The sequence below is a fragment of the Loktanella sp. SALINAS62 genome, assembly GCF_018263905.1.
In the GTDB taxonomy this organism is placed as follows: domain Bacteria; phylum Pseudomonadota; class Alphaproteobacteria; order Rhodobacterales; family Rhodobacteraceae; genus Loktanella.
The window spans coordinates 19079-45801 of record NZ_JAAFZU010000034.1 but is presented as its reverse complement, the minus strand read 5'-3'; the positions used below and the strand labels follow the sequence as shown (position 1 = coordinate 45801).

General features: G+C 62.2%; 22 protein-coding genes, 1 other RNA gene and 1 pseudogene. 11 read left to right on the top strand and 13 right to left on the bottom strand.

Annotation, left to right across the window (positions count from 1 at the left end; all coding sequences use genetic code 11):
• The first annotated feature begins 14 nt into the window (after window positions 1-14).
• On the top strand, window positions 15-983 hold the full coding sequence (locus GZH79_RS12255; protein ID WP_211644070.1) for an oligopeptide/dipeptide ABC transporter ATP-binding protein: 969 nt from the start codon (window positions 15-17) through the stop codon (window positions 981-983).
• The gene (locus tag GZH79_RS12250; protein WP_211644069.1) at window positions 980-1990 is read left to right on the top strand and encodes an oligopeptide/dipeptide ABC transporter ATP-binding protein; all 1011 of its coding nucleotides are present in this window, start codon (window positions 980-982) and stop codon (window positions 1988-1990) included. The genes GZH79_RS12255 and GZH79_RS12250 overlap by 4 nt, the downstream gene beginning before the upstream one ends.
• On the opposite strand, the gene GZH79_RS12245 is transcribed toward GZH79_RS12250, so the two are convergent.
• The 3 genes from GZH79_RS12245 to truA all read right to left on the bottom strand — a co-directional run bounded on the left by GZH79_RS12245 (window position 1987) and on the right by truA (window position 9477).
• Complete coding sequence (locus GZH79_RS12245; protein ID WP_211644068.1) at window positions 1987-6774, bottom strand: translocation/assembly module TamB domain-containing protein; 4788 nt, start codon at window positions 6772-6774, stop codon at window positions 1987-1989. The genes GZH79_RS12250 and GZH79_RS12245 overlap by 4 nt on opposite strands.
• Window positions 6771-8573, bottom strand: a complete 1803-nt coding sequence (locus GZH79_RS12240; RefSeq protein WP_249219149.1) for a BamA/TamA family outer membrane protein — start codon at window positions 8571-8573, stop codon at window positions 6771-6773. The genes GZH79_RS12245 and GZH79_RS12240 overlap by 4 nt, the downstream gene beginning before the upstream one ends.
• 130 nt (window positions 8574-8703) lie before the next feature.
• Window positions 8704-9477 (bottom strand): tRNA pseudouridine(38-40) synthase TruA, encoded by a 774-nt coding sequence (gene truA, locus GZH79_RS12235; RefSeq protein ID WP_211644067.1) that lies wholly within the window; start codon window positions 9475-9477, stop codon window positions 8704-8706.
• Window positions 9478-9569: 92 nt separating this feature from the next.
• On the opposite strand from truA, the gene GZH79_RS12230 reads away from it, so the two are divergent.
• From GZH79_RS12230 to fmt, 3 genes are all read left to right on the top strand, one after another.
• A complete protein-coding gene (locus GZH79_RS12230; RefSeq protein WP_249219148.1) occupies window positions 9570-10994 on the top strand; it encodes a YcjX family protein in 1425 nt (474 codons plus the stop codon).
• 8 nt (window positions 10995-11002) lie between these two features.
• The gene (locus tag GZH79_RS12225; RefSeq protein WP_349291195.1) at window positions 11003-11968 is read left to right on the top strand and encodes a TIGR01620 family protein; all 966 of its coding nucleotides are present in this window, start codon (window positions 11003-11005) and stop codon (window positions 11966-11968) included.
• A 76-nt stretch (window positions 11969-12044) separates the two neighbouring features.
• A complete protein-coding gene (fmt, locus tag GZH79_RS12220; RefSeq protein WP_211644064.1) occupies window positions 12045-12947 on the top strand; it encodes a methionyl-tRNA formyltransferase in 903 nt (300 codons plus the stop codon).
• A gap of 37 nt (window positions 12948-12984) precedes the next feature.
• On the opposite strand, the gene GZH79_RS12215 is transcribed toward fmt, so the two are convergent.
• Both GZH79_RS12215 and GZH79_RS12210 read right to left on the bottom strand, forming a co-directional pair.
• Entirely contained in the window at window positions 12985-13356 is a 372-nt protein-coding gene (locus GZH79_RS12215) for a cupin domain-containing protein (protein WP_211644063.1), read from the bottom strand.
• Window positions 13356-13982: a ribonuclease T2 gene (locus GZH79_RS12210; RefSeq protein WP_211644062.1), complete on the bottom strand. Its 627-nt coding sequence runs from the start codon at window positions 13980-13982 to the stop codon at window positions 13356-13358. Before GZH79_RS12210 ends, GZH79_RS12215 begins: the two co-directional genes overlap by 1 nt.
• Before the next feature lie 128 nt (window positions 13983-14110).
• Between GZH79_RS12210 and GZH79_RS12205 the strand changes: the two genes are divergently transcribed.
• On the top strand, window positions 14111-14908 hold the full coding sequence (locus tag GZH79_RS12205; RefSeq protein WP_211644061.1) for a cell cycle transcriptional regulator TrcR: 798 nt from the start codon (window positions 14111-14113) through the stop codon (window positions 14906-14908).
• Between the two features lie 97 nt (window positions 14909-15005).
• Here the strand turns inward: GZH79_RS12205 and recR are convergent, their stop codons facing one another.
• The 7 genes from recR to GZH79_RS12170 all read right to left on the bottom strand — a co-directional run bounded on the left by recR (window position 15006) and on the right by GZH79_RS12170 (window position 21469).
• On the bottom strand, window positions 15006-15599 hold the full coding sequence (recR, locus tag GZH79_RS12200) for a recombination mediator RecR (RefSeq protein ID WP_211644060.1): 594 nt from the start codon (window positions 15597-15599) through the stop codon (window positions 15006-15008).
• A gap of 73 nt (window positions 15600-15672) precedes the next feature.
• Entirely contained in the window at window positions 15673-16017 is a 345-nt protein-coding gene (locus GZH79_RS12195; protein ID WP_211644059.1) for a YbaB/EbfC family nucleoid-associated protein, read from the bottom strand.
• Between the two features lie 55 nt (window positions 16018-16072).
• Window positions 16073-17824, bottom strand: a complete 1752-nt coding sequence (locus GZH79_RS12190) for a DNA polymerase III subunit gamma/tau (protein ID WP_211644058.1) — start codon at window positions 17822-17824, stop codon at window positions 16073-16075.
• A 47-nt stretch (window positions 17825-17871) separates the two neighbouring features.
• Window positions 17872-18258: a DUF202 domain-containing protein gene (locus tag GZH79_RS12185; RefSeq protein WP_211644057.1), complete on the bottom strand. Its 387-nt coding sequence runs from the start codon at window positions 18256-18258 to the stop codon at window positions 17872-17874.
• 79 nt (window positions 18259-18337) lie between these two features.
• Window positions 18338-19369, bottom strand: a complete 1032-nt coding sequence (gene rsgA, locus GZH79_RS12180) for a ribosome small subunit-dependent GTPase A (protein WP_211644056.1) — start codon at window positions 19367-19369, stop codon at window positions 18338-18340.
• An 88-nt stretch (window positions 19370-19457) separates the two neighbouring features.
• An RNA gene (ffs, locus tag GZH79_RS12175) (signal recognition particle sRNA small type) lies at window positions 19458-19555 on the bottom strand.
• Between the two features lie 45 nt (window positions 19556-19600).
• Window positions 19601-21469 (bottom strand): 5'-nucleotidase C-terminal domain-containing protein, encoded by a 1869-nt coding sequence (locus GZH79_RS12170; RefSeq protein ID WP_211644055.1) that lies wholly within the window; start codon window positions 21467-21469, stop codon window positions 19601-19603.
• Window positions 21470-21561: 92 nt separating this feature from the next.
• Here GZH79_RS12170 and nudC point away from each other — a divergent pair, with 92 nt between their 5' ends.
• Together nudC and GZH79_RS12160 are read left to right on the top strand one after the other, a co-directional pair.
• A complete protein-coding gene (gene nudC / locus GZH79_RS12165) occupies window positions 21562-22506 on the top strand; it encodes an NAD(+) diphosphatase (protein ID WP_211644054.1) in 945 nt (314 codons plus the stop codon).
• Between the two features lie 48 nt (window positions 22507-22554).
• A complete protein-coding gene (locus tag GZH79_RS12160; RefSeq protein WP_211644053.1) occupies window positions 22555-23028 on the top strand; it encodes an SRPBCC family protein in 474 nt (157 codons plus the stop codon).
• Here the strand turns inward: GZH79_RS12160 and GZH79_RS12155 are convergent.
• Window positions 23021-23863, bottom strand: a complete 843-nt coding sequence (locus GZH79_RS12155; RefSeq protein WP_211644052.1) for a prephenate dehydratase — start codon at window positions 23861-23863, stop codon at window positions 23021-23023. The two genes, GZH79_RS12160 and GZH79_RS12155, sit on opposite strands and share 8 nt — an antisense overlap.
• A 136-nt stretch (window positions 23864-23999) precedes the next feature.
• Between GZH79_RS12155 and GZH79_RS12150 the strand changes: the two genes are divergently transcribed.
• The 3 genes and pseudogenes from GZH79_RS12150 to GZH79_RS19055 form a co-directional block, all read left to right on the top strand.
• Window positions 24000-24527: a cytochrome c family protein gene (locus tag GZH79_RS12150; RefSeq protein WP_211644051.1), complete on the top strand. Its 528-nt coding sequence runs from the start codon at window positions 24000-24002 to the stop codon at window positions 24525-24527.
• 153 nt (window positions 24528-24680) lie between these two features.
• Window positions 24681-26582: an extracellular solute-binding protein gene (locus tag GZH79_RS12145; RefSeq protein ID WP_211644050.1), complete on the top strand. Its 1902-nt coding sequence runs from the start codon at window positions 24681-24683 to the stop codon at window positions 26580-26582.
• A gap of 2 nt (window positions 26583-26584) precedes the next feature.
• Window positions 26585-26723: pseudogene (locus GZH79_RS19055) on the top strand (microcin ABC transporter permease); the annotation flags it as partial.

Genomic DNA, 26723 nt, shown 5'->3' with positions numbered 1-26723 from the left:
TTTTAGGACCGCCGATGCTTTTAGATATCGACAACCTGCGGGTGACCTTTTCGACCGCGGACGGGGATGTGAATGCCGTAAACGGCGTGAACTTTCAGCTCGACGAACGCGAAACGCTGGCCATCGTCGGCGAAAGCGGGTCAGGCAAAAGCCAGACCGCCTTTGCACTTATGGGACTGCTGGCGCGCAACGGCAGGGCGTCTGGCCGGGTCAATTTCGACGGCACCGACCTGCTGTCGCTGACGCCACGCCAGATGAACAAGGTCAGGTCCAAACAGATCGGCATGATCTTTCAGGACCCGATGACGTCACTCAACCCCTATATCCGGATCAGCGACCAGATGGCCGAGGTGCTGACCCTGCATAACGGTGTGTCGAAAAAGGACGCGATCGCCGAAAGCGTGCGGATGCTGGACGCGGTGAAAATTCCCGATGCACGCAACCGCATCCGGTCCTATCCGCACGAATTTTCCGGCGGGATGCGTCAGCGGATCATGATCGCCATGTCGCTGCTGTGCCGCCCCCGTCTGCTGATCGCGGATGAACCGACGACCGCGCTGGACGTGACGGTGCAGGCGCAGATCATGCAGCTGCTGGCCGAAATCCGTGACGATTTCGGCACCGCCATCATCCTGATCACCCACGATCTGGGCGTCGTCGCGGGATTTTGCGACCGGACGCTGGTCCTGTATGGCGGCCAGATCATGGAAGACGGACCCACCGATCCTGTGTTTGCCGATCCGACACACCCCTATACCAAGGGTCTTTTGCGCGCGGTGCCGCGTCTGGACCGCGACGACGATGAATTGCTGACCATCGCCGGTGAACCACCTGATATGTCGCGTTTGCCGCAGGGCTGCCCGTTTTCGGCACGCTGTGGATACGTCCAGAACGTCTGTCCCCGTATCCCGCCGGAATTGCTGGCCTTTGATGGAAACCGCCGCCGCGCCTGCCACGTGTCCAAAGAGGAGGTGTCAGCATGACCGATCCAATCTTGTCGCTCCGCAACCTGTCCGTGACATTCGACATCCGTCCGCGTGGTGCCTGGCCCTGGACCCAGCCGCTGAAATTGCACGCGGTCAGTGATATGTCTTTCGATCTGCAACCGGGCGAATGTCTGGGCGTGGTGGGTGAATCCGGGTCTGGCAAATCAACGCTGGCCCGTGCCATCGTCGGCACCGTGCCGTCGTCTGGCGGACAGATCAATTTCGAAGGCCACGATCTGGCCGACATGACCCCGCGCCAGCGCCGCGTGCATCGCCGTGATGTGCAGATGATCTTTCAGGACCCGCTGGCGGCGTTGAACCCGCGCATGACCGTGGGGGACATCATCGCCGAACCGCTGGTCACACATGAACCGAACGTCAGCCGTGCCGACCGCAAGGCGCGGGTGCAGGACATGATGCAACGCGTGGGCCTGCTGCCGAACCTTGTGAACCGCTATCCGCACGAATTTTCCGGTGGTCAGTGCCAGCGCATCGGCATCGCGCGTGCCCTGATCCTGAAGCCAAAGTTGTTGATCTGTGACGAACCGGTTTCTGCGCTGGACGTGTCGGTGCAGGCGCAGGTGGTGAACCTGCTGCGCGAATTGCAGCGCGACATGGGGCTGTCGATGATTTTCATCGCGCACGATCTGTCGGTGGTAAAACATATCAGCGACCGCGTCGTCGTGATGTATCTGGGCCGTCAGATGGAAGTTGGCGAGGCGCAAACAATCACGATGCGGCCCGAACATCCCTATACGCAGGCGCTGATTGCGTCGGTGCCGATCCCCGATCCTGTACTGGAACGCAAACGCGCGCGCAGGACGCTGGACGGGGAATTGCCGTCACCGATTTCCCCACCATCGGGATGCGTGTTCCGCACCCGTTGCCCCAAGGCACAGCCAAGCTGCGCCAAGGCGATCCCCCCGATGCTGGAAGTCGCGCCGGGCCATCTTGTCGCCTGTCCGTATCACGAACCGGAAAACGTGCTGGCGGTCAGCGCCTAGTAATCCCGTTCGAAAAAGATCCCGATACTGGTTTCGCCATCGGCGCCTGCGGTGCCCTTGGCTTTGATCTCGTCGGTGATGTCCAGATTCAGGTTGATTTCCGTCGATCCGTCGCTGCCGATCGTGACGTCTGTGTACAGGTTGTCCGACAGGTATTTCCCCGCGCGTAGCGCAGCGTTGCCATCCGCATCCGTCGTCACATCGAAATCGTCCAGCCCCAGATCGGACCGGAAGCCGTCAATCAACCCGCCGCCGCCGCGTCCAGCCAACTCGCCCACGGCGGCGGCCAGTTGCACCGCCTGCAAAGGCGAGATTTCGGACAGGTCACGACCAAAGATCAGCCGTGACAGCACCTCGTCCTGGGGCAGGTCTGGGGTGGATTCGAACCGGACTTCGGGATCGTCAGCCGGGCCTTCGACGATGATCCGGACGACGGTGCCGCTGTCGGTTTCCGTCGCCGCGACAAGCCGCAGATAGGGTACGAAATCGCCCTGCAAGCTGGCGGACCCTTCGGTCAGGTCAAAGCGCTGTTGCAGGATGTTGATGCGGCCCCGGATCAGGTCGAATTGTCCGACCGGCACGATATCGGCGGTGGTTCCGCCCAGTGTCAGTTCCCCGCCCAGTTCGGCATCCAGACCGCGGCCCCGGATAAAGATCTGGTTCGGCGCCGTGACGGTCAGGGCCAGTGGATAGACCGGACCGGTACCGCCATCGCCGCCGTTTTCCGTCACCGGTTCACCCGACAGCGCCACGTCAGCCCGGTCAAGCGTCCGCCGCACGGCGGGACTGGCATTCAGGTGGCGCACCTCTGGCAATTCGCCCAAGCCCCCGACGCCAGAGGACGGCACCTGAATATTCGCCTCGCTCAACTGCACGTCGCCGCCGATGACGGCCCCGCCCGCCAGTGGGCCATCAACCGTCACACGCCCGTTCAGGATCGCCTCATACAGGTTTGGATCACGCAGCGTGACGGCGCGCAGCGCCAGCGACAGCCCGGCATCGTAACCGTCCGACAGTGCCACGGGTCCTGTCAGCGTCAACTGGCCGCCCGACTGCACCGCAGCTGTGATGTCGACCTGCGCCGTCGTGCCATTCAGTGCAACGGTGCCGGAAATGTCTTCCAGTGCCTGAGAGATCGCAGGAATGGCCAGCCGGGTCCCGGAGGTCGCGATCTGCCCGGACACCGACGTCAGGGCAGGGGGGCCGTTGACCGACAGGTCAAAGGTTGCGGTCCCCGCCAGTCGCAGTGGGTCGATGAACGGATTGGCTAGGCCCAACGGAACGCTGCCATCCGCGTCGATATTCAGGGTGAAATCCGGGGCGATCTGCCCGTCTGCGCTGACCTGAATACCGCCCGGTCCCGTGGCGTCCAGATCCAGCGTATAGGCACCGCCGTCGGTGCGCCCGATCTCGCCTTCGGCCGTGACCGGTCCGCTGAGCGCGTCGGTGAACAGTCCCACATCGGCCAGCCGGGCCTGTATCTGGCCAGTGGCAGATCCGCCGGCACCGGCCGTCAATGCGCCGGATGCGCTGACCTGCGGGAACTGCACATCGAACGCACGCACGCTGATGTCGTCACCCTGCTTTGTCGCATCCAGCGTGACGGTGCCGCTGCCTGCCAGCAGTTGATCAACCTGCGGGTTTCCGATGGCCAATTGGCGGGTTTCGGCGCGGGCCTGCACATCGACGAACGACAGGTCGGGCAGCAGTTCGACGTTGCCCGTGACCGACAGCCCCCCAGACACGGGCTGACCGATCAGTCCGGCGAATTGGGACAGTTGGGTGATATCGGCGTCGATGTCCGCCGCCACGCGATAGTCGTCCTCTTGCGGGGCAATGCTGGCGTTGATGGCCACATCGGTGCCGCTGCCATCCGCTGTCAGATCGACCTGCGCCGTACCTGCCGCGTTACGCGATGCGGTCAGGTCCAGCGCCAGCGCGCCGTTCAGCCCCTGGGCCAAGGCGCCGGCGTCGTTCAGCGTCGCCTGAATATCCGCGTTCAGCGGCCCTGTCAGGCCGCCAGCGGCATTGCCAGCCAGCGTGAATTGCGGTGTTGCGACATCCAGATCGTCCACGGCAAATGCATCCGGCCCCGTGCGGGCCACCCCGCCAGATATGCGGCCCTGTCCGGCCATCAATTGATCGACCTGCGCGATGCCGGTGGCGATATCCTGTGTCGTGCCATTCAGCGTCACGTCAAACAGACTGAGGTCCGGCAGCAGCGTGCCGTCGACCCGCAGGTCAACGCCGCCCGCAATGGCGTCCTGCCCCGCCAGCGCGGCATAGGGCGCAAGGTCGGGGATCGCGGCGTCGATGATGCCGGTGATGCGGTAGTCGTCCTGTGGTGCTGCGATCTGCACATCGGCGTCCACGTCCACGCCGGGGCCAGTGGCATCCAGCACGACGCGTGCGGTGTCATCCGCCGCGCGGTCCGCTTCGACCGATGCGGACAACGGGCCGGTCAGCCCGTCGACAATCAGTCCCACGTCCGAAATCCGCAGGTCCACATCCGCATTTGCCGGTCCCGTCAGCCCGCCATACAGATCGCCGGTCAGCGACAGTTGCGGCGTTTGCAGGTTCAGGTCGTCGACACTGTAAAGCGTATCCGCGGTGTAGCCGACCGTGCCCGACAGCGATCCATCGCCCATCAGCAGCGGATCGACCTGATCGAATCCGGTTTGCAGGTCTTGCGTCGTGGCATCGATCTGCGCTGTGTAATCGGTCAGATCGACCAGCAGTGTGGTATCGACGGCAAGTTGAACAGCACCGGACAAATCCTGACCGCTGATGTCACGATAAAGCGACAGGTCGCCGAGCGTCGCATTGATGGTGGCGTTCACCTGTTGGGTTTCGTCGAACGGGACGACCGTGCCGCTTGCGTTGAATGTGGTATCGGGTGCGCTGCCCCGCATGTCAAAATTGACGGTGCCCGTGTCATCGCGGTCTGCGTCGCCCGTGATCTGCGCAGGCCCGTTCAACCCGTCGACGATCAGCCCGACATTCTGGACGGATACGTCGAATGTCCCGGTGCTGATCGTGCTGGTCAGATTTGCGCGGGCCGTGACCAATGCCTGTGGCGTTTCGATCCGCAGGGTGGGGATACGCGTGCCTTCGGTGTCGCGCACGGCGTTCAGACGCACTGTACCGGGCCCGGACAGGACCGGGTCAAGCTGTGCGATATCCACGGCCAGATCTTCGGTCTGCGCGTCGATGGTCACATCGAACATGCCGTCCAGCGGCTGCAGCATCGCATTGACGGTCGCCTGCGCCGCACCGTTCAAATCGCGCCCGGCAAGGGTGGAAAAACGACCGATGGCATCGGCGTCAAACGTCAATCGTGTCTGCACCACTGGCGTATCGCCGCTGGTGTCGATGGTCGCTTCGGCGTCCAGTTCGATGCCGGGTCCGGTCAGCGTCAGGGTTGGAATTTCGATCGGGTCGTCGTCATTGTGGATCACTTCGATCCGGCCGTTCACGCTGTCGCCAAACGCCTCTGCCGCGCCTGCGTCGTCCAATTGCAGCCCGCTGGCCGCATATTGCAGGTCGGCCGTGAACAGCCCGCCGTCGGTCGGGGTTTCTTCGCGGATGGTGCCGCCGCCGTTCAGGGTGATCTGGCCGATGCCCAGACCCGGACGGTCGAAACCGTCGATGTCGAATGCAGCGGTCCAGTCATCGCCGGTGCTGTCGTCGAACTGGATCGACAGATCGACGTTGTCGACATACGTGCGCGGACCGCCGATGGGCAATAGCACGCTTTCGCCACTGCTATCCGCCACGGTGCCGGTCAGGTCGATGAATTCCGCCCAGCCATCGGGACCGACACGGACCTCGCCTTGCAGGTTCAGTTTTTGCGCCTGCAGATTTAGGTCGGACAGAAAGAACGCGCCGTTTTCCGACCGCGCACCGGTTGCGACAAGCGACACGTCGTTGCCGAAAAAGTCCTGATAATCGGGGGCCAGCAGCGGCGTGATGTCGCCGCCGATATCCAGCGCGAACCCGGTTTGCGTATCGGTCTGGTCAATCGCGAAATTGCCGGTGATCCGGTCTTGGCCGGATGTGGCTAGGGTCAGTTCGGCGGCAAATTCGCTGATCGGCGCTTCGCCCTGAAGCGTCAGCAACAACGGCGGGGTGTCGGGAATATCGGCAAGTGTTGCAATCAGTCCGTCGTCGCCTTCTTCGATCCGCAGGTTCAGGCCAAGGATCTGTGTTTCGTTGTCGTACGACCCTTCGATTTCAAACACGCCGGTCTGACCGTCCAGCCGTGTGGCGGTAATATTTGCCGTGCCTTCACCACCCGCCAGCGCGGCAGAGCCTTGCAGCGACAGTGCCAGCGCTTCGCCCAGAATGGGTTCGCCCAATTCGATGCGGGCAATATCCAGTGTATCCAGATTGATCCCCACAGGCAGCTCTGGAAGCGAAAACGGCTGTGCCTCTGCGTCGGGCAGATCGTCTACGGCAGAGGTGATCGGCCCGCGGTCCACGCGGATCAATTCCGCACTAAGTTCCCGCACGTCGATCCGTCCGCGCAGCAACGCGCTGCGGTTCCAGTCCAGCGTGACGTCTTCCAGCGTCAGCCATACCCCTTCGCTGTCGGCCACCGTGATCCGTTCGACCGTCGCTTCGGACGACAACGCCCCTTCAAAGCCTTGGATATCGACGATCCGGTCGTCGCCGGATAAATTTTCCTGAATCAGACGGGTCAGGTAACCTTCGCCCTCGTCATCCTGCGCGATGGCGGTACAGGGCAAGGCTGTGACGGCTGCGATAACAAGATACTTTTTCAAAACGCTTGCCCGATCCCGATGTAGACTTCGACTGACTTGAATTGATCGTCACCGCTGGCCGGTGTCCCGATGTCCAGACGGATCGGGCCGATGCCGGTGTCATAGCGCACACCCAGCCCGACACCTGAATGGTCGGCCCCGTCCTGCAACGGCGTGGACGTGGCCCCGACATAGCCGTAATCGTAAAATCCAACGACGCTGATCGCATCGGTGACGCCGACCCGTGCCTCGATCTGGGCGCCTGCAAAGGACTTGCCGCCAACCAGCACGTCCTCGCCGTTGACGACCAGCGGCACGCCCAGCGATTGATAACCCTGACCACGTACGGTGCTGGTGCCGCCTGAATAATACAGGAAATCCTGCGGTGCCTGATCAATGTCCGGTCCGGTGACCGTGCCGACCTGCGCCCGGCCTGCAATCGTGAAACGGTCGTCGGTGCCGAAACTGACGTAGCCGCGTCCGTCCAGAAATGCCCGTGCGCCGCTTTCGCCGCCATCAAGTGCGATGAACGGTGTGGCGGATGCGGCCAGATAATAGCCCGATGTAGCGTCGGTTTCGCTGTTGCGCCTGTCATAGGTCGCCGCCAGCGGTGCGGTCGCCAGCACGTAATCGCGGTCACCGAAATTGGTTTCTTCGCGTGCGACCAGCAGACCCAGACCGCCTTCGATTTCCAGATCGTCGGTTATCAGGCGGCTGACCAGCGCCTGCGTCGCGAACTGATCTGCCAGAAATTCCGGCTCGTCCTCGCGGCTGAGTGATGTGGTAAAGGTGAAATCCGTCTTTGGGCCATAGATGGCTGGCACTTTCAGCGCGGTTGACAGGGTGTAATCGGTCCCGCCCGTGGTGCCGCCGATACCTGCCACGGCGGCATCGACGCGAAAGTTTTCGGCCCCTCCAAACGCGTTGCGATGAATCCAGAACGTCGAGACACGCACCCCTTCGACCGACGACAATTCCAGACCGAAACCGATCCGGCGCGGCAGGCTTTCCGCGACTGTGGCGGTGATCGGCAGGGTGTCGTTCGGGCCGATTTCTTCGGCTTCGGTCAGGGCGACGCTGTCAAAGGCGCCGGTGCGGCGCAGGCGGTTCGCCGCTTCGGTCAGTGTCTCGGGGGAATAGACGGCCCCTACGGGCAGACCCGCGATCCGGCGGATGGCTGCGGTGCGCACGTCTTCGTTTCCCACGATGGTCAGGTCGCCAAAGGTCAGCTGTGGGCCTGTGTCCAGACGCACGTCAGCATTCAGCAGGTTCTGGCTGTGCAGCGCGGTAATCTGCTGATCCGCGACACGCACCTTGGCATAGCCCAGTTCCTGCCAGCGGGTCCGCGCGGTGCTGGCGGCTTGTCGGATCACGTCGGCCTTTGCATCCTCACCGACGGCGTAGCCTTCGGGCAATTCGGTGCCCGGTGCGACCGGGCCAATGTCGGCCTGACCAAAGGTGAATAGCGGGCCGGGCTGTACGTCCAGCGTTACGGTATTGATGACCGACGGTCCGTCGAGCGGCGGAATACGCGACGCTTCAACACCGTTGACGGCGATGGAAATGACAGGGCTGTAATAACCGGCTGCATAAAGCGCCGTCAGCAGCCGCCGGTAATCGGCACGGGCGGCGGCGACATAATCCTGCGGTGCCTTTTCGCTCTCTTCGTCCGCTTGAATGGACAGCGACAGCGATGCATCGCGCAGCAAGGTCGTCAGGTCGTCGTCGGCTGCCGGGGCGTTCAGGGTGATTGTCTGTGCCTGCGCGGCCACGGTCGAAACCGCCCAAAGGCCTGCGGCCAGCAAAATCCGTTTCATCATGTCCGACCCACAACCCCAGAATTACCCATGGTTTTAGTGCATCGAACAGCAAACGCAAATGACTGGTATGTCATGGCAGCAGGGCGTCGCCGGATTACACGGGAATGTGTGTGTGGCGTTCGCCTGCGTGTCAGTCCGCTGCAAAGGGGTCCACCGGGTATTTGACGCCCGCCAGATACAATCCAGACGGCGGACAGACGGGACCGCAGGCGCTGCGATCCCTTGCCAGCAAGGCGGTCCGCACATCGTCAGGTTCCCATTGCCCGGACCCAACCCGTTCCAGCGTCCCGACAAAACTGCGGACCTGATTGTGCAAAAAAGACCGCGCGCGCACGTGAATATGGATCAGCTGGCCGCTATGGGTTGGCTGTTGCGCAATCGTCAGCTCATCCAAGGTCCGCACAGGACTGTCGGCCTGACAGCCTGCCGCGCGAAACGTCGTGAAATCGTGCCGTCCCAGCAGGTGATCTGCCCCCGCCTGCATGGCCGCGATATCCAGCGGCTGCATCACGCGCCACATCTGTCCTGCGTCCGTGGTCAGCGGCGCGCGGCGTGCCATCAGCTTGAACAGATAACGGCGTTCAACGGCACTGAACCGCGCGTGCCAACTGTCGTCCACCACAGCGCAATCCAGCACCGCGACGGGATGCGGTTTAAGATGATAATTCAGCGCCTCTGACAGCCGAAACGGGTCCCAGTCGCGGGACAAATCGCACTGTGCCACCTGACCCGTGGCATGGACGCCCGCATCGGTCCGACCCGCCGCCGCGATGGTATGCGGGCCGGGTTCCAGTTTCGCCAGCGCATGCTCTATCGCGGCCTGCACGGATGGCTGTTGCGCCTGCCGCTGCCAGCCTGAAAACGGCGCGCCGTTGTATTCGATTTTCAACGCATATCGTGGCATGTCCCGGTCGTAAGAGCCGCCGTCAGGTAAATCAATCCCTACCCAATCCCCGCCGCAGCCCCTATCTGTGGGCGCAGCAGAAGGGGACACGTTTGGGCCTGACCGATTTTACCGACCAGATTGCGCGCGGCATGGGCAACATGGCGGGCGCGGTGACGCGGCCCCTGACGGCCCCGTTCAGCGATCCCGTCATCCGGCTGGGCGTCACTGGCCTGTCGCGGGCGGGCAAGACGGTGTTCATCACGTCACTGGTGGCGAACCTGATGAACCGGGGGCGGATGCCGCAACTGCGTGCGGCGACGACGGGTGCGATCCAGACCGCCTATTTGCAACCGCAGCCTGACGATACGCTGCCGCGTTTTGACTACGAAAGCCATCTGAACGATCTGACCGCCGCCGACCCGCAGTGGCCGGACGGCACACGCCATATCTCGGAACTGCGGTTGTCGTTGCGCGTGCAGCCGTCGGGGCTGCTTGCGGGGATACAGGGACCGCGCACCGTGCATCTGGATATCGTCGATTATCCGGGCGAATGGTTGTTGGATCTGGCGCTGCTCGATCAGGACTATGATCAATGGTCGCAGGCGGCCTTGACCCGCGCCAAGGGACGCCCGCTGGGCGATGCCTATCTGGCGGCGCTGGCGGCTGCCGATCCTGCCGCCAAACTGGATGAACCCGCGGCACGGGTGCTGGCCGATGCCTATACCGCCCATCTGCAAGCATCCCGCGCCGACGGATTTTCGGATTGCACGCCGGGCCGCTTTTTGCTGCCCGGCGATCTGGCGGGTAGCCCGGTGCTGACCTTTGCGCCGTTGCCAGCGGGCGACACGCCGCGCGGGTCGCTGGCGCGTGAATTTGCCCGCCGGTTCGAAGCCTATAAAAAGCATGTCGTCCGCCCGTTCTTTCGTGATCATTTCGCCAAGATCGACCGGCAGGTCGTGCTGGTCGACGTGCTGGGTGCGATCAACGCAGGTCCGCGCGCGCTGGACGATCTGCGCAGCGCGATGGCCGAGATTCTGACCGCGTTCAATCCGGGGCGAAACAGCTTTATCAGTCGCATCTTTCAGGGCCGCCGTGTCGAACGCATCCTGTTCGCCGCGACCAAGGCCGACCATCTGCACCACAGCCAGCACCCGCAACTGACCGCGATCACAAAGGCGCTGTTGCGCGACGCGCAGGACCGCGCCGATTTCGCAGGTGCGCGGACAGAGGCAATGTCGATCGCGGCACTGCGCACCACGGTCGAGGAAACCATCGACCATCAGGGCGGCACGCTGGATGTTGTGCGCGGGCGACTGCTGGACGGCGGCAAACAGGCCGCGTTCCATCCCGGCGAATTGCCGACCGATCCCGCGCATCTGCTGGCGCCCGCGCGTTCGGGGGCAGAAACCTGGGGTGAAGGCGATTACAAGGTCATGCGTTTTGCGCCCGCGCATCTGACACTGAAACCGGGCGAGGGCCCGCCGCATATCCGGCTGGACAAGGCGGCAGAGTTTTTGATCGGGGACCGGCTGTGAAGGGGCCGGTGCTGATCGACCTTGACGCGCCGTCGGACCAGACCCCGGCGACCGCACCGGCCATTGTCGATGACGCGCCACAGGGTGCTGCGATGCAGACCGTCGTGGCGCTGGGCACCCGGCGGCGCAGCCCGCTGGCCCGCTGGTTCTGGTCGCTGCTATTGGCCATTCTGGGGTTCATGGTGTCGCTGGCGGCGTGGAATTACATCAACGGCTTGATCGCGGCCAACCCTATTCTGGGGATGCTGTTCACCGGCCTGCTGGTGTTGTTCGCCTGCGTCTGCATTGCCGTCGTACTGCGCGAATTGCAGGCCTTTAGCCGCCTGCGTCGCATCGACCGGGTGCAGGCCGAAGCCGCCGCCGCCCATGCGGGCCACGATCTGAAAGCCGCGCGCAAGGTCGTGGACCACCTGACAGGGCTTTACGCTGGCCGCCCCGACACCAGTTGGGGCCGCGCGCAGCTGGCTAACCGCGCGCCTGAAATGATGGATGCCGACGGCTTGCTAGAACTGGCCGAACGCAGCCTGCTGGTCCCGCTGGACACCCGCGCGGTGACAGAGGTGCAGGCCGCAGCGCGGCAGGTGGCGCTGGTGACAGCGGTGGTGCCGCTGGCGCTGGCGGATGTGTTTACCGCGCTGACGGCAAACGTGCGCATGATCCGGCGGATTGCGGAAATCTATGGCGGGCGGTCCGGCACGCTGGGCAGTCTGCGGCTGGTCCGCACGGTTCTGTCGCATCTGGTGGCGACGGGTGCCGTCGCGGTGGGTGACGACCTGATCAGCTCTGTCGCGGGTGGTGGTCTGTTGTCAAAGGTGTCGCGCCGGTTCGGCGAAGGCATCGTGAACGGCGCGCTGACCGCCCGCGTCGGTGTCGCCGCGATAGAGGTCTGCCGCCCCCTGCCGTTTCAGGCGGTCAAACGTCCGTCGGTCACGGGGCTGGTGCAACGCGCGCTGACGGGGCTGTTTGGCAGCTAGAACCGATCACTTCGCCGCTAGCCATCGCTGCACGACACGCTAGGTTGGCCGCAACACGGGCAACGGGGGGCGTCATATGCGTATTGTCTTTATGGGAACGCCGGATTTTTCGGTCCCGGTGCTGCAGGCACTGGTTGATGCCGGACATGATGTGGTCGCCGTTTACAGCCAACCGCCACGCCCTGCCGGACGCGGCAAAAAGGAACGTGCAAGCCCGGTGCAACAACGTGCGGAACAGCTTGGCCTGACGGTCCGCCATCCGGTGTCGCTGAAATCGGACGCAGCACAGGCGGATTTTGCCGCTTTGCGGGCGGATGTTGCGGTTGTCGTGGCCTATGGTTTGATCCTGCCGCAGGCGGTGCTGGACGCGCCCACCCACGGCTGTCTGAATATCCACGCATCGCTGTTGCCGCGCTGGCGTGGGGCTGCCCCGATCCACCGGGCGATCATGGCGGGCGACGCGCAGACCGGCATCTGCATCATGCAGATGGAGGCAGGGCTGGATACCGGTCCCGTCCTGTTGCGCGAGGCGACACCGATTACACCCGATGACACGACTGGCACGCTGCACGACCGGTTGTCCACCATGGGTGCGCGCCTGATTGTCGAAGCCTTGGCCGCACTTGCTGACCTGCGCCAATCACCGCAACCCGACGACGGCGTGACCTATGCCGCCAAGATCGACAAGGCAGAGGCGCGTGTCGACTGGACCCGCCCCGCAGCAGACATCGACGCCCATATCAGGGGGTTGTCGCCTGCACCCGGCGCGTGGTGCGACATCGGCGGGGAACGGGTCAAACTGCTGGGCAGCGCGGTTGTCGATGCAACGGGCGAGCCGGGGCAGGTGCTGGGGGACGGCCTGACCATCGCCTGCGGAAACGGTGCCGTGCGGATCACACGGCTGCAACGCGCGGGCAAGACACCGATGGACGCGGACAGGGCACTGCACGCGTTCGATCCCGGTCCTTTTGTGCAATAGGGCTAAATTTGCGACGGAAATTCCGGCACAACTTCAATCAGTAACCGCCCGGTTTCATGGCGTAAAAAACCTTGGTCACATCGCTGTCGATGTTCCATGTGACACGGCGGCCATCCATGCTGAACAGCACGTCGCCGGCGGCGAATGCGGTGATGGTGCCGGTCGCGTGGTCGCGGATCTGGCCATTGCCGGACAGGATCGTCATCATCTCTGTCCCTTGTTCGGTGCAGGTGAATGCGCCCGCCGTGCAGCGCCAGATCCCGGCGCGGGTCACGTGACCCGGCCCGCCGTCGAACAGCCGCCCACTGGCGCGCGGTGTGCCGGACAGGATCACGTAATCGCTGACGGGGCTGTCAAAGGGCCAGTCATCCAGCGGACCCACATCATCGCCGGGGCGCAGATGCCACATCAGTTGATCGCCCCGAAAGCCGCGCTTTGCAGGGTGCAATCCCGCACCACATCCGCGCCGCAGTCACGTGGGGTCAGATCCTTTGTCAAACAGATCCGCGCTTCCTGAATGGCACCGCTGCGGCACGTGATTGTCACGCCGTCGGGCGACAGGTCGGGGTTCTTGTCAATAAATGCCTCCTCTATCAATGATGCGGGCAGGGTGACGTCGCGGGTCAACGCGCGAAACGCTTGCGGAATGGCGATGCTGTCATAGGCGTCCCGCGCCAGCGTGAAATAGGCCTGCGGCGATAATCCCGAACAGGTACCGTGCTTGTTCCACTGATACCACGCCAGCCCGCTGGTCCCCATGATGTCGGCCATCGCGGCAGTCTGGCGGCGCGACGGCGGGGTGTAAGCGACCTGACAATCCTGCGGATAACCGTTTTCGTATTGCGGCCATAGTCCGTGCAGCACCCAGCCGTAATCCGCGTCGGGCGCGCACTGCGGGGAATTGCGTGCGCGGCCTTCTTGATCGCACCAGTTTGGCGACCACGACAACGCCATCACATAGTAATCGAAATCACCTGCTTCATCCGCCGCTAGGGGCTGCGCAAGCAAAGTCAGGGCCGTCATCCATTTGAACATTTGCGGTCTTTCCAATTTGCCTCGTGCCGACTATATAGCAGCCAAGTTCCCCGACAATGCGAACCCGGCCCACGCGGTCAGCCCCCTCAAGGGCGCGGGACAGGCTTGTCAAATGCAGGAGAAAGACGATGGCTGACAACAAACCGATCATGGCCAAGGCAACAGCTGTCTGGCTGTGTGACAACACCACGCTGACCTTTAAGCAGATCGCAGATTTCTGTGGCATGCACGAACTGGAAGTGCAGGGCATCGCGGATGGTGACGTGGCGCAGGGCGTCAAAGGGTTTGACCCGATTTCCAACAACCAGTTGGCGCAGGACGAGCTGGACCGCGCGATGGCGGACCCGTCCCACAAGCTGAAGCTGAAATTCTACAAGGCCGCCGTCGGTGAAGAAAAACGCCGCGGTCCGCGCTACACCCCTCTGTCAAAGCGGCAGGACCGCCCCGCGTCGATCTACTGGCTGGTGAAATTCCATCCCGAATTGTCGGACGGACAGATCAGCAAGCTGGTCGGGACCACAAAGCCGACCATTCAGGCGATCCGCGAACGCACGCATTGGAACATCAACAACCTTGAACCGATTGATCCCGTGGCGCTGGGCCTGTGCAAGCAGTCCGAACTGGACGCCGCTGTGCAAAAAGCTAACGCAAAGCGCGCGGCCGAAGGTGGGGCAATGACCGATGATGAACGTCGCAAGCTGGTCAGCACCGAAAGCAGTCTTGGCGCGGCACCGGACGCGCGGATGCCGACCTCTATCGCCGGGTTGGAAACCTTTACCCTGACGGAACAGCCCGAAGAAGAAGAAGAAGTCGCCGATAACCGCGACGTGCGTGATGCCGACAGCTTTTTCAATCTGCCCGACGACGTCGATGCGCGCAACGACGACGAAGACGAGGATGACGACGACAGCGATATGCGGCGCTGACAACAGCGGCTTGTTTCCAAGACCTCAATGATAATGACCCGTCTGCATCACGCAGGCGGGTCTTTTGTTTGCTGGGCCTTTGCCAAGCGGCGGGGGGTTACAATGCGCGGCGCGCGCGCAGGGCGGCGGTGATCGTCCCGTCGTCAAGATAATCCAGCTCTCCGCCGACGGGGACACCTTGGGCGAGCGACGTGACCGTGATTTCCGGCAGTTGGTCTGCGATGTAATGCGCCGTTGTCAGGCCGTCGATGGTGGCCCCAAGCGCCAGAATGATTTCCGTCACGTTTTCGGATTTGATCCGATCCAACAGCCGTGGGATGCGCAGATCCTCTGGCCCGACGGCATCCAGTGCCGACAGTGTGCCGCCCAAGACATGATAGCGTCCTTTGAATTGCTGGCTGCGTTCCATCGCCCACAGGTCGGAGACATCTTCGACCACGCAAATTTCGCCGGTGGCCCGACGTTCCGACGCGCAGATCGTGCAGATATCGCTAGTTGCGATATTGCCGCAGTTCAGACATTCGCGCACCGTTGCGCCGACCTTTTGCATCGCATCCGCCAGTGGCACCAGCAGCATGGCACGTTTTTTCACCAGATGCAGCACGGCGCGCCGGGCAGACCGTGGCCCCAGCCCCGGCAGCTTGGCCATCAGGGCGATCAGGTCGTCAATTTCTGGGGGCGTGTCTGACATCTAGCGGCGTTCGCGGACGAAAGCCGCGCCTTTGACAAGCGTATACAGGACGGGGTGTTGCAGCGTGATGGTCCTAAAACGGCAGTTTCATGCCAGCCGGCAGGCCCAAATCTTCTGCAATTTTGCCCATTTCTTCTTGGGCGCGGGCGCTTGCGCGCGATTGTGCATCCTTGATCGCGGCAAGGATCAGATCTTCGACCACTTCCTTGTCGTCGCCGTTGAAAATGCTGGGATCGATGTCCAGACCCGTCAATTCGCCCTTTGCAGTGGCTGTGGCCTTGACCAGCCCGGCACCGGATTCGCCCGTGACGATGATGCTGTCCATATCGTCCTGCATCTGGGCCATCTTGGCCTGCATTTCTTGCGCGGATTTCATCATTTTGGCCATATCGCCAAGTCCGCCTAGTCCTTTAAGCATCGTGTGCCTCCTTTTGTTCATTATCAGCTAGGGGTGCCTGGGTGGCGCCGCAAGGTCAGTCGTCGTCGAAGGGGTCCCACTCTTCGTCGACTTCGGGCAGGGCATCGCCTGCCGCTTCGGCGGCGCGGTCCTCTTCGGTGCGGATTTCGGCGATACGCGCGTTGGGAAAGGCGTCAAAGACGGCCTGAACCAGCGGATGGGCCCGCGCGGCTGTGGTGCGCGCGCTGTCGGCGGCGTCGCGCACTTCGGCGATGGTGGGTTCTCCGGCGTCGCTGGTTACGCTGATCGCCCAGCGATTACCGGTCCAGGCCTGCAATCGCGCACCCAGACGTTGCGTCAGATCGGCTGCCGCATCGGCGGTTGGGTTGACCTCGATCCGGCCAGGGCGATAGGCGACCAGCCGCAGGCCTGTTTCGACCTCGACCAGCAATTTGACGTCGCGGTGGTGGCGGATCAAATCGACCACATCCTCGAACCGGGCATAATGGGCCAAGGCGTCGGCGGCCAGTTGCGGGGCCAGACTGGCCGATGGACCGGACGGGCCGCTGTGGGTCGGGGCGTGCGTACGCGACACGGCGCTGGTCGCAGACGGGGCGGCGCCTGCCGCACGCGGACCGCTGCCGCCGGGGCCAGCGGGCGGCGGTGTCGCGTCCTTTAGCCGTTTGACCAGTTCTTCGGGGGTGGGCAGGTCGGCCACGTGGGTCAGGCGGATCACGGCCATTTCGGCGGCCATCATCGCGTTCGGGCTGATCGCCACTTCTTCGAGCGATTTCAGCAGCATCTGCCACATCCGCGACAACACGCGCATCGGCAGTTCCTGCGCCATCGCCAGACCGCGGGTGCGTTCATCTGGCCCGACGGTCGGGTCTTCGGCGGCGTCGGGGGTGATCTTGATGACGCTGACCCAATGGGTGACTTCGGCCAGATCACGCAGAATCGCCATCGGATCGGCGCCTTCGGCATATTGGTTGGACAGTTCCAGCATCGCGTCTGCCGCGTGGCCGCGCAGGATCATGTCGAACAGGTCCAGCACGCGGCCCCGGTCGGCCAGCCCCAGCATCGCGCGGACCTGATCGGCGGTGGTTTCACCGGCACCATGGCTGATCGCCTGATCCAGCAGCGACGTGGCATCGCGCGCCGACCCTTCGGCGGCACGGGTGATCAAGGCCAGCGCATCGTCCGCGATATTGGCGTTTTCGGCACCCGCGATCCGGCGCAACAGGCCGATCATCACATCGGGTTCGATCCGGCGCAGGTCGAACCGCTGGCAGCGCGACAGGACCGTAACCGGCACCTGCCGGATTTCGGTCGTCGCAAAGATGAATTTGACGTGCGCTGGCGGTTCTTCCAACGTCTTGAGCAGCGCGTTGAACGCCGATTTCGACAGCATGTGCACTTCGTCGATGATAAAGATTTTGTAACGGGCAGAAACCGCGCGGTAGCTGACCGTTTCGATGATCGCGTCGCGGATGTTCTGCACGCCGGTGTTGGATGCTGCGTCCATTTCGATGACGTCGACGTGGCGGCCCTGCATGATCGCCGTGCAATGTTCGCAGATGCCGCAGGGTTCGGTCGTCGGCCCGCCGTTGCCGTCCGGCCCGATGCAGTTCATGCCTTTGGCGATGATCCGTGCGGTCGTCGTTTTACCGGTGCCGCGAATCCCCGTCATGATAAAGGCCTGCGCGATCCGGTCGGCGGCAAAGGCATTTTTCAGCGTGCGGACCATCGCATCCTGCCCGACAAGGTCAGCAAAGGTTTCCGGCCGGTATTTACGGGCGAGCACCTGATAGGCGGGCTGATCTGACATGGGACGCTTTCGGTTGGGTCTGCGATGAACCTACGCGCCGGCCCGTGCTAGAGCAACCACAGGACGACACCTGTTGCGAGTGTTCCAGCCATCAAGATGATCGTCATTACAGTATATGTGCGCGTCGATTGCGGCGTCGCATCGCGGCTTTGCAGGATTTTCAGCGTGGCGCGGGCCCGGCGATACGCATTCCAGAAAATGCCAAGCGCGGCGCATAGGAAAATCGACGCCACCAGCTTGGCCAGCCCAAGGGGTTGCACTGCACCAAAGACGGCCTGAAGCCCCAGCGCGATCGCGATGCACGTGAGCCCCGTTCGCAACCATGACGCATAGGTGCGTTCTGCTGCGAGGATCGTGCGGTCTTCGGCCCAGTCAGTCCGGTCCTCTGCCCACTGGGTGCGATCCTGCGCCGATTTTGTGTTGTCCTTGGCCATGCAGGAATTTTAGATTGGCGACGCAGAAAGAAAAGCATCACGACGGTCCGCATGGTGCCAATTCCTGAAACAGATCGATTTAACGACGTTTCTTTGGGCCTTTTTCCGGGCTGTTGACGGCTTTTGACAGGCGTTTCTTGCGCGCGTGGGTTTCGGCGGTGGTTTCGGTTGCGACGTGATCTTCGTGGCGCAGTTTGCGGTAACGCGACAGACGGTCTGCGGACACGTCACCTGCATCGACTGCGGCCAGCACGGCGCACCCCGGCTCTGCCTCGTGTTTGCAATCACGGAACCGGCACAGATCGGTCAGCGCGCTGATTTCGGGAAATGTCGCGTCGATCCCGTACGCCACATCCGCGACCCCCAGACCGCGCATGCCGGGCGTGTCGATCAGCCAGCCGCCATTGGGCAAACGGTGCAGGCTGCGCCCGGTGGTGGTGTGGCGTCCGCGTGCGTCGTCTTCCCTGATGTCCTGGGTGGCGGCATTGGCACCGGTCAGCGCGTTGGCGATGGTGGTTTTGCCAACGCCCGACGATCCCGCCATCGCGACAGTCTGGCCGGGCCTGCACCACGGGGCGAGTACCTGTGCCACGTCGCGGCCCTTGGCGTTCAATGCAACGACGGGCAGGTCCGCGCCCAGCGTCCGCCCCTCTGCCACATAGAGTGCGGCATCCATCGCCTGATCGGCCTTGGTCAGCAGGATCACGGGTGTGATCCCTGCGTCATGGGCAAGCGCCAGATAACGTTCCAGACGGGCGAGGTTGAAATCCGCATTGCAGGACGTGGTGATGAACAGCGTGTCGATATTGGCCGCGATCAACTGACGTTCGCCGGTGGCATATTCCTTGCCGCGTTGCAGCGATGTCTGACGGTCCAGACGGTGCAGCACGCGCGCAGCTGACGGATCGCACAGCACCCAATCACCCACAGCGATGGTGGCGGTCGACAGGCCGGGGTCAAGAACCAGATTAAGCGGACCATCGACGGTCAGTGCAGCCAGACGTTTGCGGTGCACGGATGCGATACGCGCCGGGGTGCCTGTGGCGTCGCTGATCTGATCGGCAAAATGGTCGGTCCAACCCAGTGTTTCCAGTGTTAACGGGTCGGACACAGAACGCCCCGGCAATCAGTGCAGTCGGACAAAGGGGACAGCGATGAACAAGATCGGCCTCCTTCGGTCCGCGTGGCGCGATGACGGTGGGTGAGAGGTTGACAGCGACCCAAGCGGAATTCGTTGTGGCTGCTACCTTCCGGTCCTGACCAGGTTGGCGAAGCACTCGCCCGCATCAACCCCTCGAACCCGATATAGGCCGGGGAAACATGCTGCGCAACCCGGCGGCTGTCAAAGTGCAAGTCGAAATTGCGCGAAACCGTCCGTGGTGATGTCCAACGCGGTCAGTCCGGGGATGTGATGGGCCAATGCTTTGGCCCGCGGGCTGCTGCCGAACAGCACTGACGCACCGGGCATCGGTGCGAAACGCCAGACCCTACGGGGCGAACGCGGGGTGACCTGACCAAGCGTCAGGGCTGTGATCAGCAATTCGCGCAGGCCTTTGCGGCTGGTATGAACGATATCGTTTTCGTCGGCTGTCACCAGATATCCACCCCCACGCGCACGATAGGCATTGGTGGCCACCACGACCAATGTATCGTCATTCAGGCGCTGACCGTTCAGGGTCAGATCACGGATGCGTCCTTTTTCGAAACTCAAAAGCGGCGCTGCCTGCGCATCGCACTGAAGATCGATCACGTATTCCAGCCCGTGTATGGTGTCGAAATGATAAGACGCGATGTGACCCGACACCAATGGCTGATCCGCCTGGCCCGGTTCCAGCCGATTGAAATAGGCGGCGGAACGTTCCAGCCAGGCACGGATTTGCCAGCCCCGCTGCAGGACCGCGCAGACCGGATTGTCGAATGGGGCCATTGCAGTGCAGTCGCGCAGCCGGACCGGACCGGGCTGGATGTTCAGATAATTCGTGGGCCCGCCATGACCGCCTGCCGCAAACGGGGCTGTGCTGGAAAGCACGGGCAAGTCCGCAAACGGGGTGCCGCGCAGATGGTTGCGGATCACGTCGGCCTGCACCCGCGCCAGCAGATCTGCGGTTTCGTCCCGTCCGATCGCCGCAAAATAGCTGGTCAGCGCAATGGGGGTATCACAGATCGGTTCTGCCAGCCGCTTGACGGTTGCCGCGTGGGGCGCGGCAAGTTGCGGCATCAACGCCCGCGCCATGTCTGACGCGCCAACGGTCAAGCCTTTTTCCGCACCGATCATCTGGACCGTGTGATCGGCCACCGCCCAGTTCCCGCCGCCATCCAGCGTCAAACTCAGGTCCATCTGACCGAACGCTTTCCCATGACAGGACGGCATCATCGCAGGCGTGCCGTGGATGGTGCCCCGCACACAATCGGTGCCGGGCATATGGGCGAATTCAGGTCCGGGAAAGGTCCGGTGCAGATGCCCCATCAGGACCACGTCGATCCCCTGCAATCCGGCCAGCGCAGATGCAGGATTTTCCATCCGGGTCCGGTGTGTGGTCGTATCAGGCCCACCGTGACACAACGCGATCACGATATCGGCCCCAGCGCGCCGCACCTGCGGTATATGCGTCAAAGCTGCGGATATGGCATCTTCGATGTGCAGCACACCGTTCAGAATGTCCGCGCTCCATTCCGTGATCTGGGGCGGGGCAAACCCAATGATGCCGATGGTCAGATCGCGGGTCTGCCGGTCAGAACACGCCACCGACCGCTTGATCAACGCCCACGGCGCGACAAAGCTGTCCGTCGGGCCTGTGCGTACATTCGTGGACACCACGGGCGCGTGGCAGTCGTCGATGACCTTTTGCAGGTAATCCAGCCCATATTCGAATTCATGGTTGCCCAGCGTCACCGCGTCGTAACGCAGGTGATTGAACGCTGCTATCATGGGGTGCGGAAGCGTGCCCATGGCTGCGATTTCGTCGGCCAGCGGTGTGCCTTGCAAAAAATCCCCACCGTCTAGTAACAGCGATGCGTCAACGGCGGCGCGCGCCGCTTCGATCCGTGGTGCAAGGTAGAACAAGCCCGCACCCGGATCTTCCTGCCCGGTGAAATAGTTGTAACTGCCAAGCCGCATGTGCAGATCGGTCGTCAGCAGGACGCGCAAACGCGCCTGTGCAATGTCGCGTGTCGGATCGATCATAGACTGAACAAGAACCGGTATCATCATGACCGCAACCCTTGCGTGTTAACTGTGTCGAAATCGTGGACAATGACCTGTTTCGATTGAGCTTTGTTCCGGTGCGTGTCATTCCATAGCCTATGAAAAGAGCAGAGACAGTCACATTCGGCGGTGCGCATCTGGATCGCGCCGCTGAATGGCGCGCCCAGTGGGAAAGCCACTACAACGATTCGGATGTGGTCGCGCTTTGGCGTGGCAAACCTTTGATCGCGGATGGCGCGCTTGTGCGTTTGCGGTCGGATCATCCCGTCCTATCGGATGCGGGACCGTTCTATCTGTTGTTGGCGCGGATCGCCGGGCGCGCGGTGTTTGCCGCCGACCTGTCGGGCTGGACACCCGCCGATCTGGACGGCACGCATCTGGACAGTTTTCTTGACCAGACCGAACAGACCCATCCGGCACTGACCGATGACGCGCGGTTCGTCGAACTGCGTGCAGCGATGACCGTCCTGTCGCGGACCGATGCGGAATTGGCCGCGATGGCACGGTCGATGTTCGCGTGGCATGGGTCGCACGGGTTTTGCGCCAACTGCGGTGCTGTAACCACCGTGGCGTCGGCGGGGTGGCAACGCAACTGCCCGGACTGTGGACGGCATCATTTCCCGCGCACCGATCCGGTCGTCATCATGTTGATCACCCATGGCAATGCTGTGCTGGTAGGGCGTTCGCCCGGTTGGCCAGACGGGATGTATTCGCTGTTGGCGGGCTTTGTCGAACCGGGTGAAACGCTAGAAGCCGCCGTGCGCCGCGAAGTGTTCGAGGAATCCGGCGTGCGTGTGGGCGAGGTGGATTATCTGGCCAGCCAGCCCTGGGCCTTTCCCGCGTCTTTGATGTGCGGCATGCGCGGCGTGGCGCTGACCCGCGATATCCAGATTGATCCCGTCGAAATTGAAGACGCGCGCTGGGTCACACGCGAAGAGATGGCGGATGTATTCGCGGGGCAACACAGCGACATCAAACCTGCACGCCCCGGTGCAATTGCACATTTTTTGTTGGAAAGCTGGCTGGCCGATACGCTTGACTGACGCAGCATCGGGCCAGGTCGAACGCAGTGCACCCACAAAGGAAATTCCATGAAATTCAGCGCCCGTGAAGACATCAATGCACCGATCGACGTCGTTTTTGCACAAGTCACTGATTTTGATGGATTTGAGCGCCAGATGATCCGGCGCGGCGCAGAAGTTCGGCGCACGACGGCCGAAAGCGGCGCTGCCGCGGTTGGCACATCATGGGATATAAGTTTCACGTTTCGCGGCAGGGCGCGCCGGGTTCAGGCAACAGTGGCCCGGTTGGAAAAGCCGAACCTGCTGGATATCGCGATTGTCGCCAACGGTCTGAACGGGCAAAGCCGCGTTGAATTGTTGCCGCTGTCGCAACGCAAGACACGTATGTCGATGTCGATTGAACTAAGCGCGACCAGCCTGTCTGCCCGGCTCTTGTTGCAATCGCTGAAACTGGCAAAGGCCAACCTGACGAACCGTTTCAAGAAACGTGTCGCCGATTTTGCGGAAACCATCGAAAGCCGCGACAAGCCGACGCTTAGCTGACCTCGAACCGGCGTGGCGCGGCGGGAAAGACGCCGATCAGGCGCAGGTGGTCGGTGAAATAATCCAGCTCTTCCAGCGCGCGGGCCACGGCAGGGTCTTCGGGGTGGCCTTCGATTTCGGCGTAGAACTGCGTGGCAAGAAACGTGCCGCCGACCATGTAGCTTTCCAGCTTGGTCATGTTGACGCCGTTGGTCGCAAAACCGCCCATCGCCTTGTAAAGTGCGGCAGGAATATTGCGGACGCGAAACACGAAAGACGTGACCATGACACCATCACCGCGTCTTGTGTGGTCGGGGTCGCGCGACATGACGACGAATCGTGTCGTGTTGCGGTCGTGGTCTTCGATATGGGCGGCCAGCACGTCCAGATCGTAGATGTCGGCGGCCAGTGCAGATGCCAGTGCGGCGCGGGACGGATCGCGGGCTTCGGCCACTTCACGCGCGGCGCGGGCGTTGTCGGAACTGACGATGCCCTTGATGTCATGTTCGCGCAGGAAACCCGCACATTGCGGCAGGATCACCACGTGACCGAATGCCTGTTTCACATCCGCAACCGTGGCCCCCGGCACGCCCAGCAGGTTCACATGCACCCGCACAAAGGTTTCATCGACGATATGCAGCCCGCTTTCGGGCAGCAGCGAATGCACGTCGGCGACGCGGCCATAGGTCGAATTTTCGATTGCGATCATGCCCAGATCGGCGTGCCCGTCCCTGACGGCTGCAAGCGTGTCATCGAATGTGGCACAGGGCAGGGGGGTGAAATCGGGGCGGGCTTCCAGGCAGGCCTGATGCCCATAGGCGCCCAATTCGCCCTGAAACGCGATTTTCTGCGCCATGATGTGATCTTTCCTGCAATGATAAGCGTGACGTGCTTACGCCGTTTGGGGCGTTTCGACGCGCCAGTATACCTTGCACTAACGAGGTGAAAACGGCTACACGGCGGCAACGACTTAATGCGAGGTAGAACGCGACATGTTCGACACAATGACGATGACGAAGGCCCTTGGCGGGGTGTGTGGCACTTTACTGGTCTTCCTGTTGGGTGGCTGGGCTGCCGAGGCAATCTATTCCGGTGGCGGCGACCACGGCGAAGATCACGCACAAGGCTATGTGATTGAAGTGCCCGAAGCCGGCGATGGCGAACCCGCAGAAGAAGTCGTCACCGTGTCGTTCGAAGAAGCGTTCGCTGTGGCCGACGCGTCCGCTGGTGAAGGCGTGTTCCGCAACTGTCGCGCGTGTCACGCACTGGACGACGGTGTGAACGGTGTCGGCCCCCACCTTTACGACGTGGTCGGCCGTGACGTCGCCGCAGTGGGTGACTACGCTTATTCCGGTGCGCTGGTAGAAGCGGCCGACGTCTGGTCAGAAGAAGAACTGTATGCGTTCCTTGAAGACCCGGCAGGTTATGCACCGGGCACCAAAATGTCGTATTCCGGTCTGTCCGACCCAGCCGATCGCGCCGATCTGATCGCCTATCTGGCGACAAACCCCGGAAGCTGATCTTATCCGCGACCTTATTTCGAAAACCGCGCCCTGCAAGGCGCGGTTTTTTTGTGCGCCGATCACCTTGTAGATAGATTACATATTCTCAACTTGAAGCCTGCACCGCCGTAGGGCTAGCGTAACAAAACGATGCCCTGACCGGAGATTTCAATGACCGATGCCATCTGCCTTCGCCGTCAGTTCAACCGGACCCGCGGTATCCTGCTGGGGTCTACGCTGTTGCTGGGGGCCGTCCTGACGGCCGGGGATGCTGCGGCACAGGATGATACGCTGATCAAAACCCATGCCTATTCGTATTTCGGTGACTACAAATACGGTCCGGACATGACGCATCTGGACTATGTTAATCCCGATGCGCCAAAGGGCGGCGAAATGTCGCAAGCCGGTCTGGGCACCTTTGACAGCTTCAACTCTTTCACGCGCAAGGGCGACGCCGCCGTGCTGTCGACCCTGCCGTTCGAAGACATCATGATCGCCACGGCAGACGATCCGACGACGCTGTATTGCTACCTGTGCACCACGATCGAATACCCCGAAGATCTGTCCTACATCATCATAAACCTGCGGGACGATATCACGTTTTCAGACGGCACGCCGCTGACGGCAGAAGACATGGCGTTCACTTACAACGTGTTTATGGAACAGGGACTGCCGGAATTTCTGGCCGTGGTCAGCGACCAGATTTCCGATCTGGAAGTGCTGGATACCTACCGGTTCAAATACACGTTCACGGACGAAGCCCCGCTGCGCGACCGTGTCGGGCTGGCGTCGATCTTTTCGCCATTTTCCAAGGCGGAATGGGAACGGACAGGTCGCAGGCTGGATGAAAAATGGGAAACCCCGCCGATGGGCACCGGCCCCTATATGCTGGGTGATTTCAGCTATGGCGAACGGTTCACCTACGTCCGCAACCCGAATTTCTGGGGGGCCGATGTGCCGCTGAACGTGGGTCGGCACAATTTCGATACCATCCGCTTTGAATATTTCGCGGATGCATCGGTCGCGCTAGAGGGTTTCAAGGCCGGCGTTTACCGGTTCCGGAATGAATTTTCGTCGCTGCAATGGGCCACGGCCTATGATTTTCCAGCCGTGCAGGACGGCAGCGTGATAAAGACCGAACTGCCCGACGGCAGCCTTGCTTCGGCGCAATCGTTCATCTTCAATCTGCGGCGCGAGAAATTTCAGGACCCGCTGGTGCGTGAAGCTTTGGGCCTGATGTTCAATTTCGAATGGTCGAACGAAACGCTGTTCTACGGCATCTATGACCGTGTGACTGGATTTTGGTCCAATTCCGATCTGGCAGCGACCGGCGTCCCGTCCGATGGCGAACGTGCGATCCTGCAGCCGCTGGTCGATCAGGGCCTGTTCGACGCCAGCATCCTGACCGAAGAGGTCACGATGCCCGCCACATCATCCACCCGCCAGTTGGACCGCGCAAACCTGCGCCGCGCCTCTGCCTTGCTGGACGAAGCAGGCTGGATCGCGGGCGATGACGGGATGCGGCGCAAGAATGGCGAAGTTCTGCGCGTCGAATTTCTGGAAAGCAGCCCCAGCTGGGACCGCATCCTGAACCCCTACATCCAGAACCTGAAGCGGCTGGGTATTGACGCGGTGTTGAACCGGGTTGATCCGCCACAGGAAACCGAACGTCGCCGGTCGGGTGACTGGGATATGGTGACACACGGGATTCAGATGGGGCTGGAGCCGTCGCAAGGGCTGTATCAATGGTTCGGCAGCGAAACCGCCGAAGACAGCAGCCGCAACCTGATGTACCTCAAAAACGAAGGCATCGACGCGGTGATAAAGACGGTCGTGGATGCCCAGACAACCGAAGACATGACAACCGCTGTGCATGCGCTGGACCGCGCGTTGCGGTCGTTGCGGTTCAATGTCCCGCAATGGTTCAAACCGGTGCATACGGTCGCCTATTATGACATCTACGATCACCCCGACGAACTGCCCCCCTTCGCGCTCGGAGAGCTTGATTTCTGGTGGTATGACAGCGACCGCGCGGCAGAGCTTGGGATCATGACCGGCAGCGACACCCAGTAACGATGGGCGCTTATATCCTAAGACGGTTGTTGCTGGTGATTCCCACGTTGCTGGGGATCATGATCATCAACTTTGCCCTGATCCAGTTCGTCCCCGGTGGTCCGATCGAACAGATCATCGCCCGCATGGAAGGCGGCGGTG

Coding starts and splice junctions, on each gene's coding strand:
- GZH79_RS12255 (WP_211644070.1), top strand. CDS start 15: ATGCTTTTAGATATCGACAACCTGCGGGTGACCTTTTCGACCGCGGAC.
- GZH79_RS12250 (WP_211644069.1), top strand. CDS start 980: ATGACCGATCCAATCTTGTCGCTCCGCAACCTGTCCGTGACATTCGAC.
- GZH79_RS12240 (WP_249219149.1), bottom strand. CDS start 8,573: ATGATGAAACGGATTTTGCTGGCCGCAGGCCTTTGGGCGGTTTCGACC.
- truA (WP_211644067.1), bottom strand. CDS start 9,477: ATGCCACGATATGCGTTGAAAATCGAATACAACGGCGCGCCGTTTTCA.
- fmt (WP_211644064.1), top strand. CDS start 12,045: ATGCGTATTGTCTTTATGGGAACGCCGGATTTTTCGGTCCCGGTGCTG.
- GZH79_RS12215 (WP_211644063.1), bottom strand. CDS start 13,356: ATGTGGCATCTGCGCCCCGGCGATGATGTGGGTCCGCTGGATGACTGG.
- GZH79_RS12210 (WP_211644062.1), bottom strand. CDS start 13,982: ATGTTCAAATGGATGACGGCCCTGACTTTGCTTGCGCAGCCCCTAGCG.
- GZH79_RS12205 (WP_211644061.1), top strand. CDS start 14,111: ATGGCTGACAACAAACCGATCATGGCCAAGGCAACAGCTGTCTGGCTG.
- recR (WP_211644060.1), bottom strand. CDS start 15,599: ATGTCAGACACGCCCCCAGAAATTGACGACCTGATCGCCCTGATGGCC.
- GZH79_RS12195 (WP_211644059.1), bottom strand. CDS start 16,017: ATGCTTAAAGGACTAGGCGGACTTGGCGATATGGCCAAAATGATGAAA.
- GZH79_RS12190 (WP_211644058.1), bottom strand. CDS start 17,824: ATGTCAGATCAGCCCGCCTATCAGGTGCTCGCCCGTAAATACCGGCCG.
- GZH79_RS12185 (WP_211644057.1), bottom strand. CDS start 18,258: ATGGCCAAGGACAACACAAAATCGGCGCAGGATCGCACCCAGTGGGCA.
- GZH79_RS12170 (WP_211644055.1), bottom strand. CDS start 21,469: ATGATGATACCGGTTCTTGTTCAGTCTATGATCGATCCGACACGCGAC.
- nudC (WP_211644054.1), top strand. CDS start 21,562: ATGAAAAGAGCAGAGACAGTCACATTCGGCGGTGCGCATCTGGATCGC.
- GZH79_RS12160 (WP_211644053.1), top strand. CDS start 22,555: ATGAAATTCAGCGCCCGTGAAGACATCAATGCACCGATCGACGTCGTT.
- GZH79_RS12155 (WP_211644052.1), bottom strand. CDS start 23,863: ATGGCGCAGAAAATCGCGTTTCAGGGCGAATTGGGCGCCTATGGGCAT.
- GZH79_RS12150 (WP_211644051.1), top strand. CDS start 24,000: ATGTTCGACACAATGACGATGACGAAGGCCCTTGGCGGGGTGTGTGGC.
- GZH79_RS12145 (WP_211644050.1), top strand. CDS start 24,681: ATGACCGATGCCATCTGCCTTCGCCGTCAGTTCAACCGGACCCGCGGT.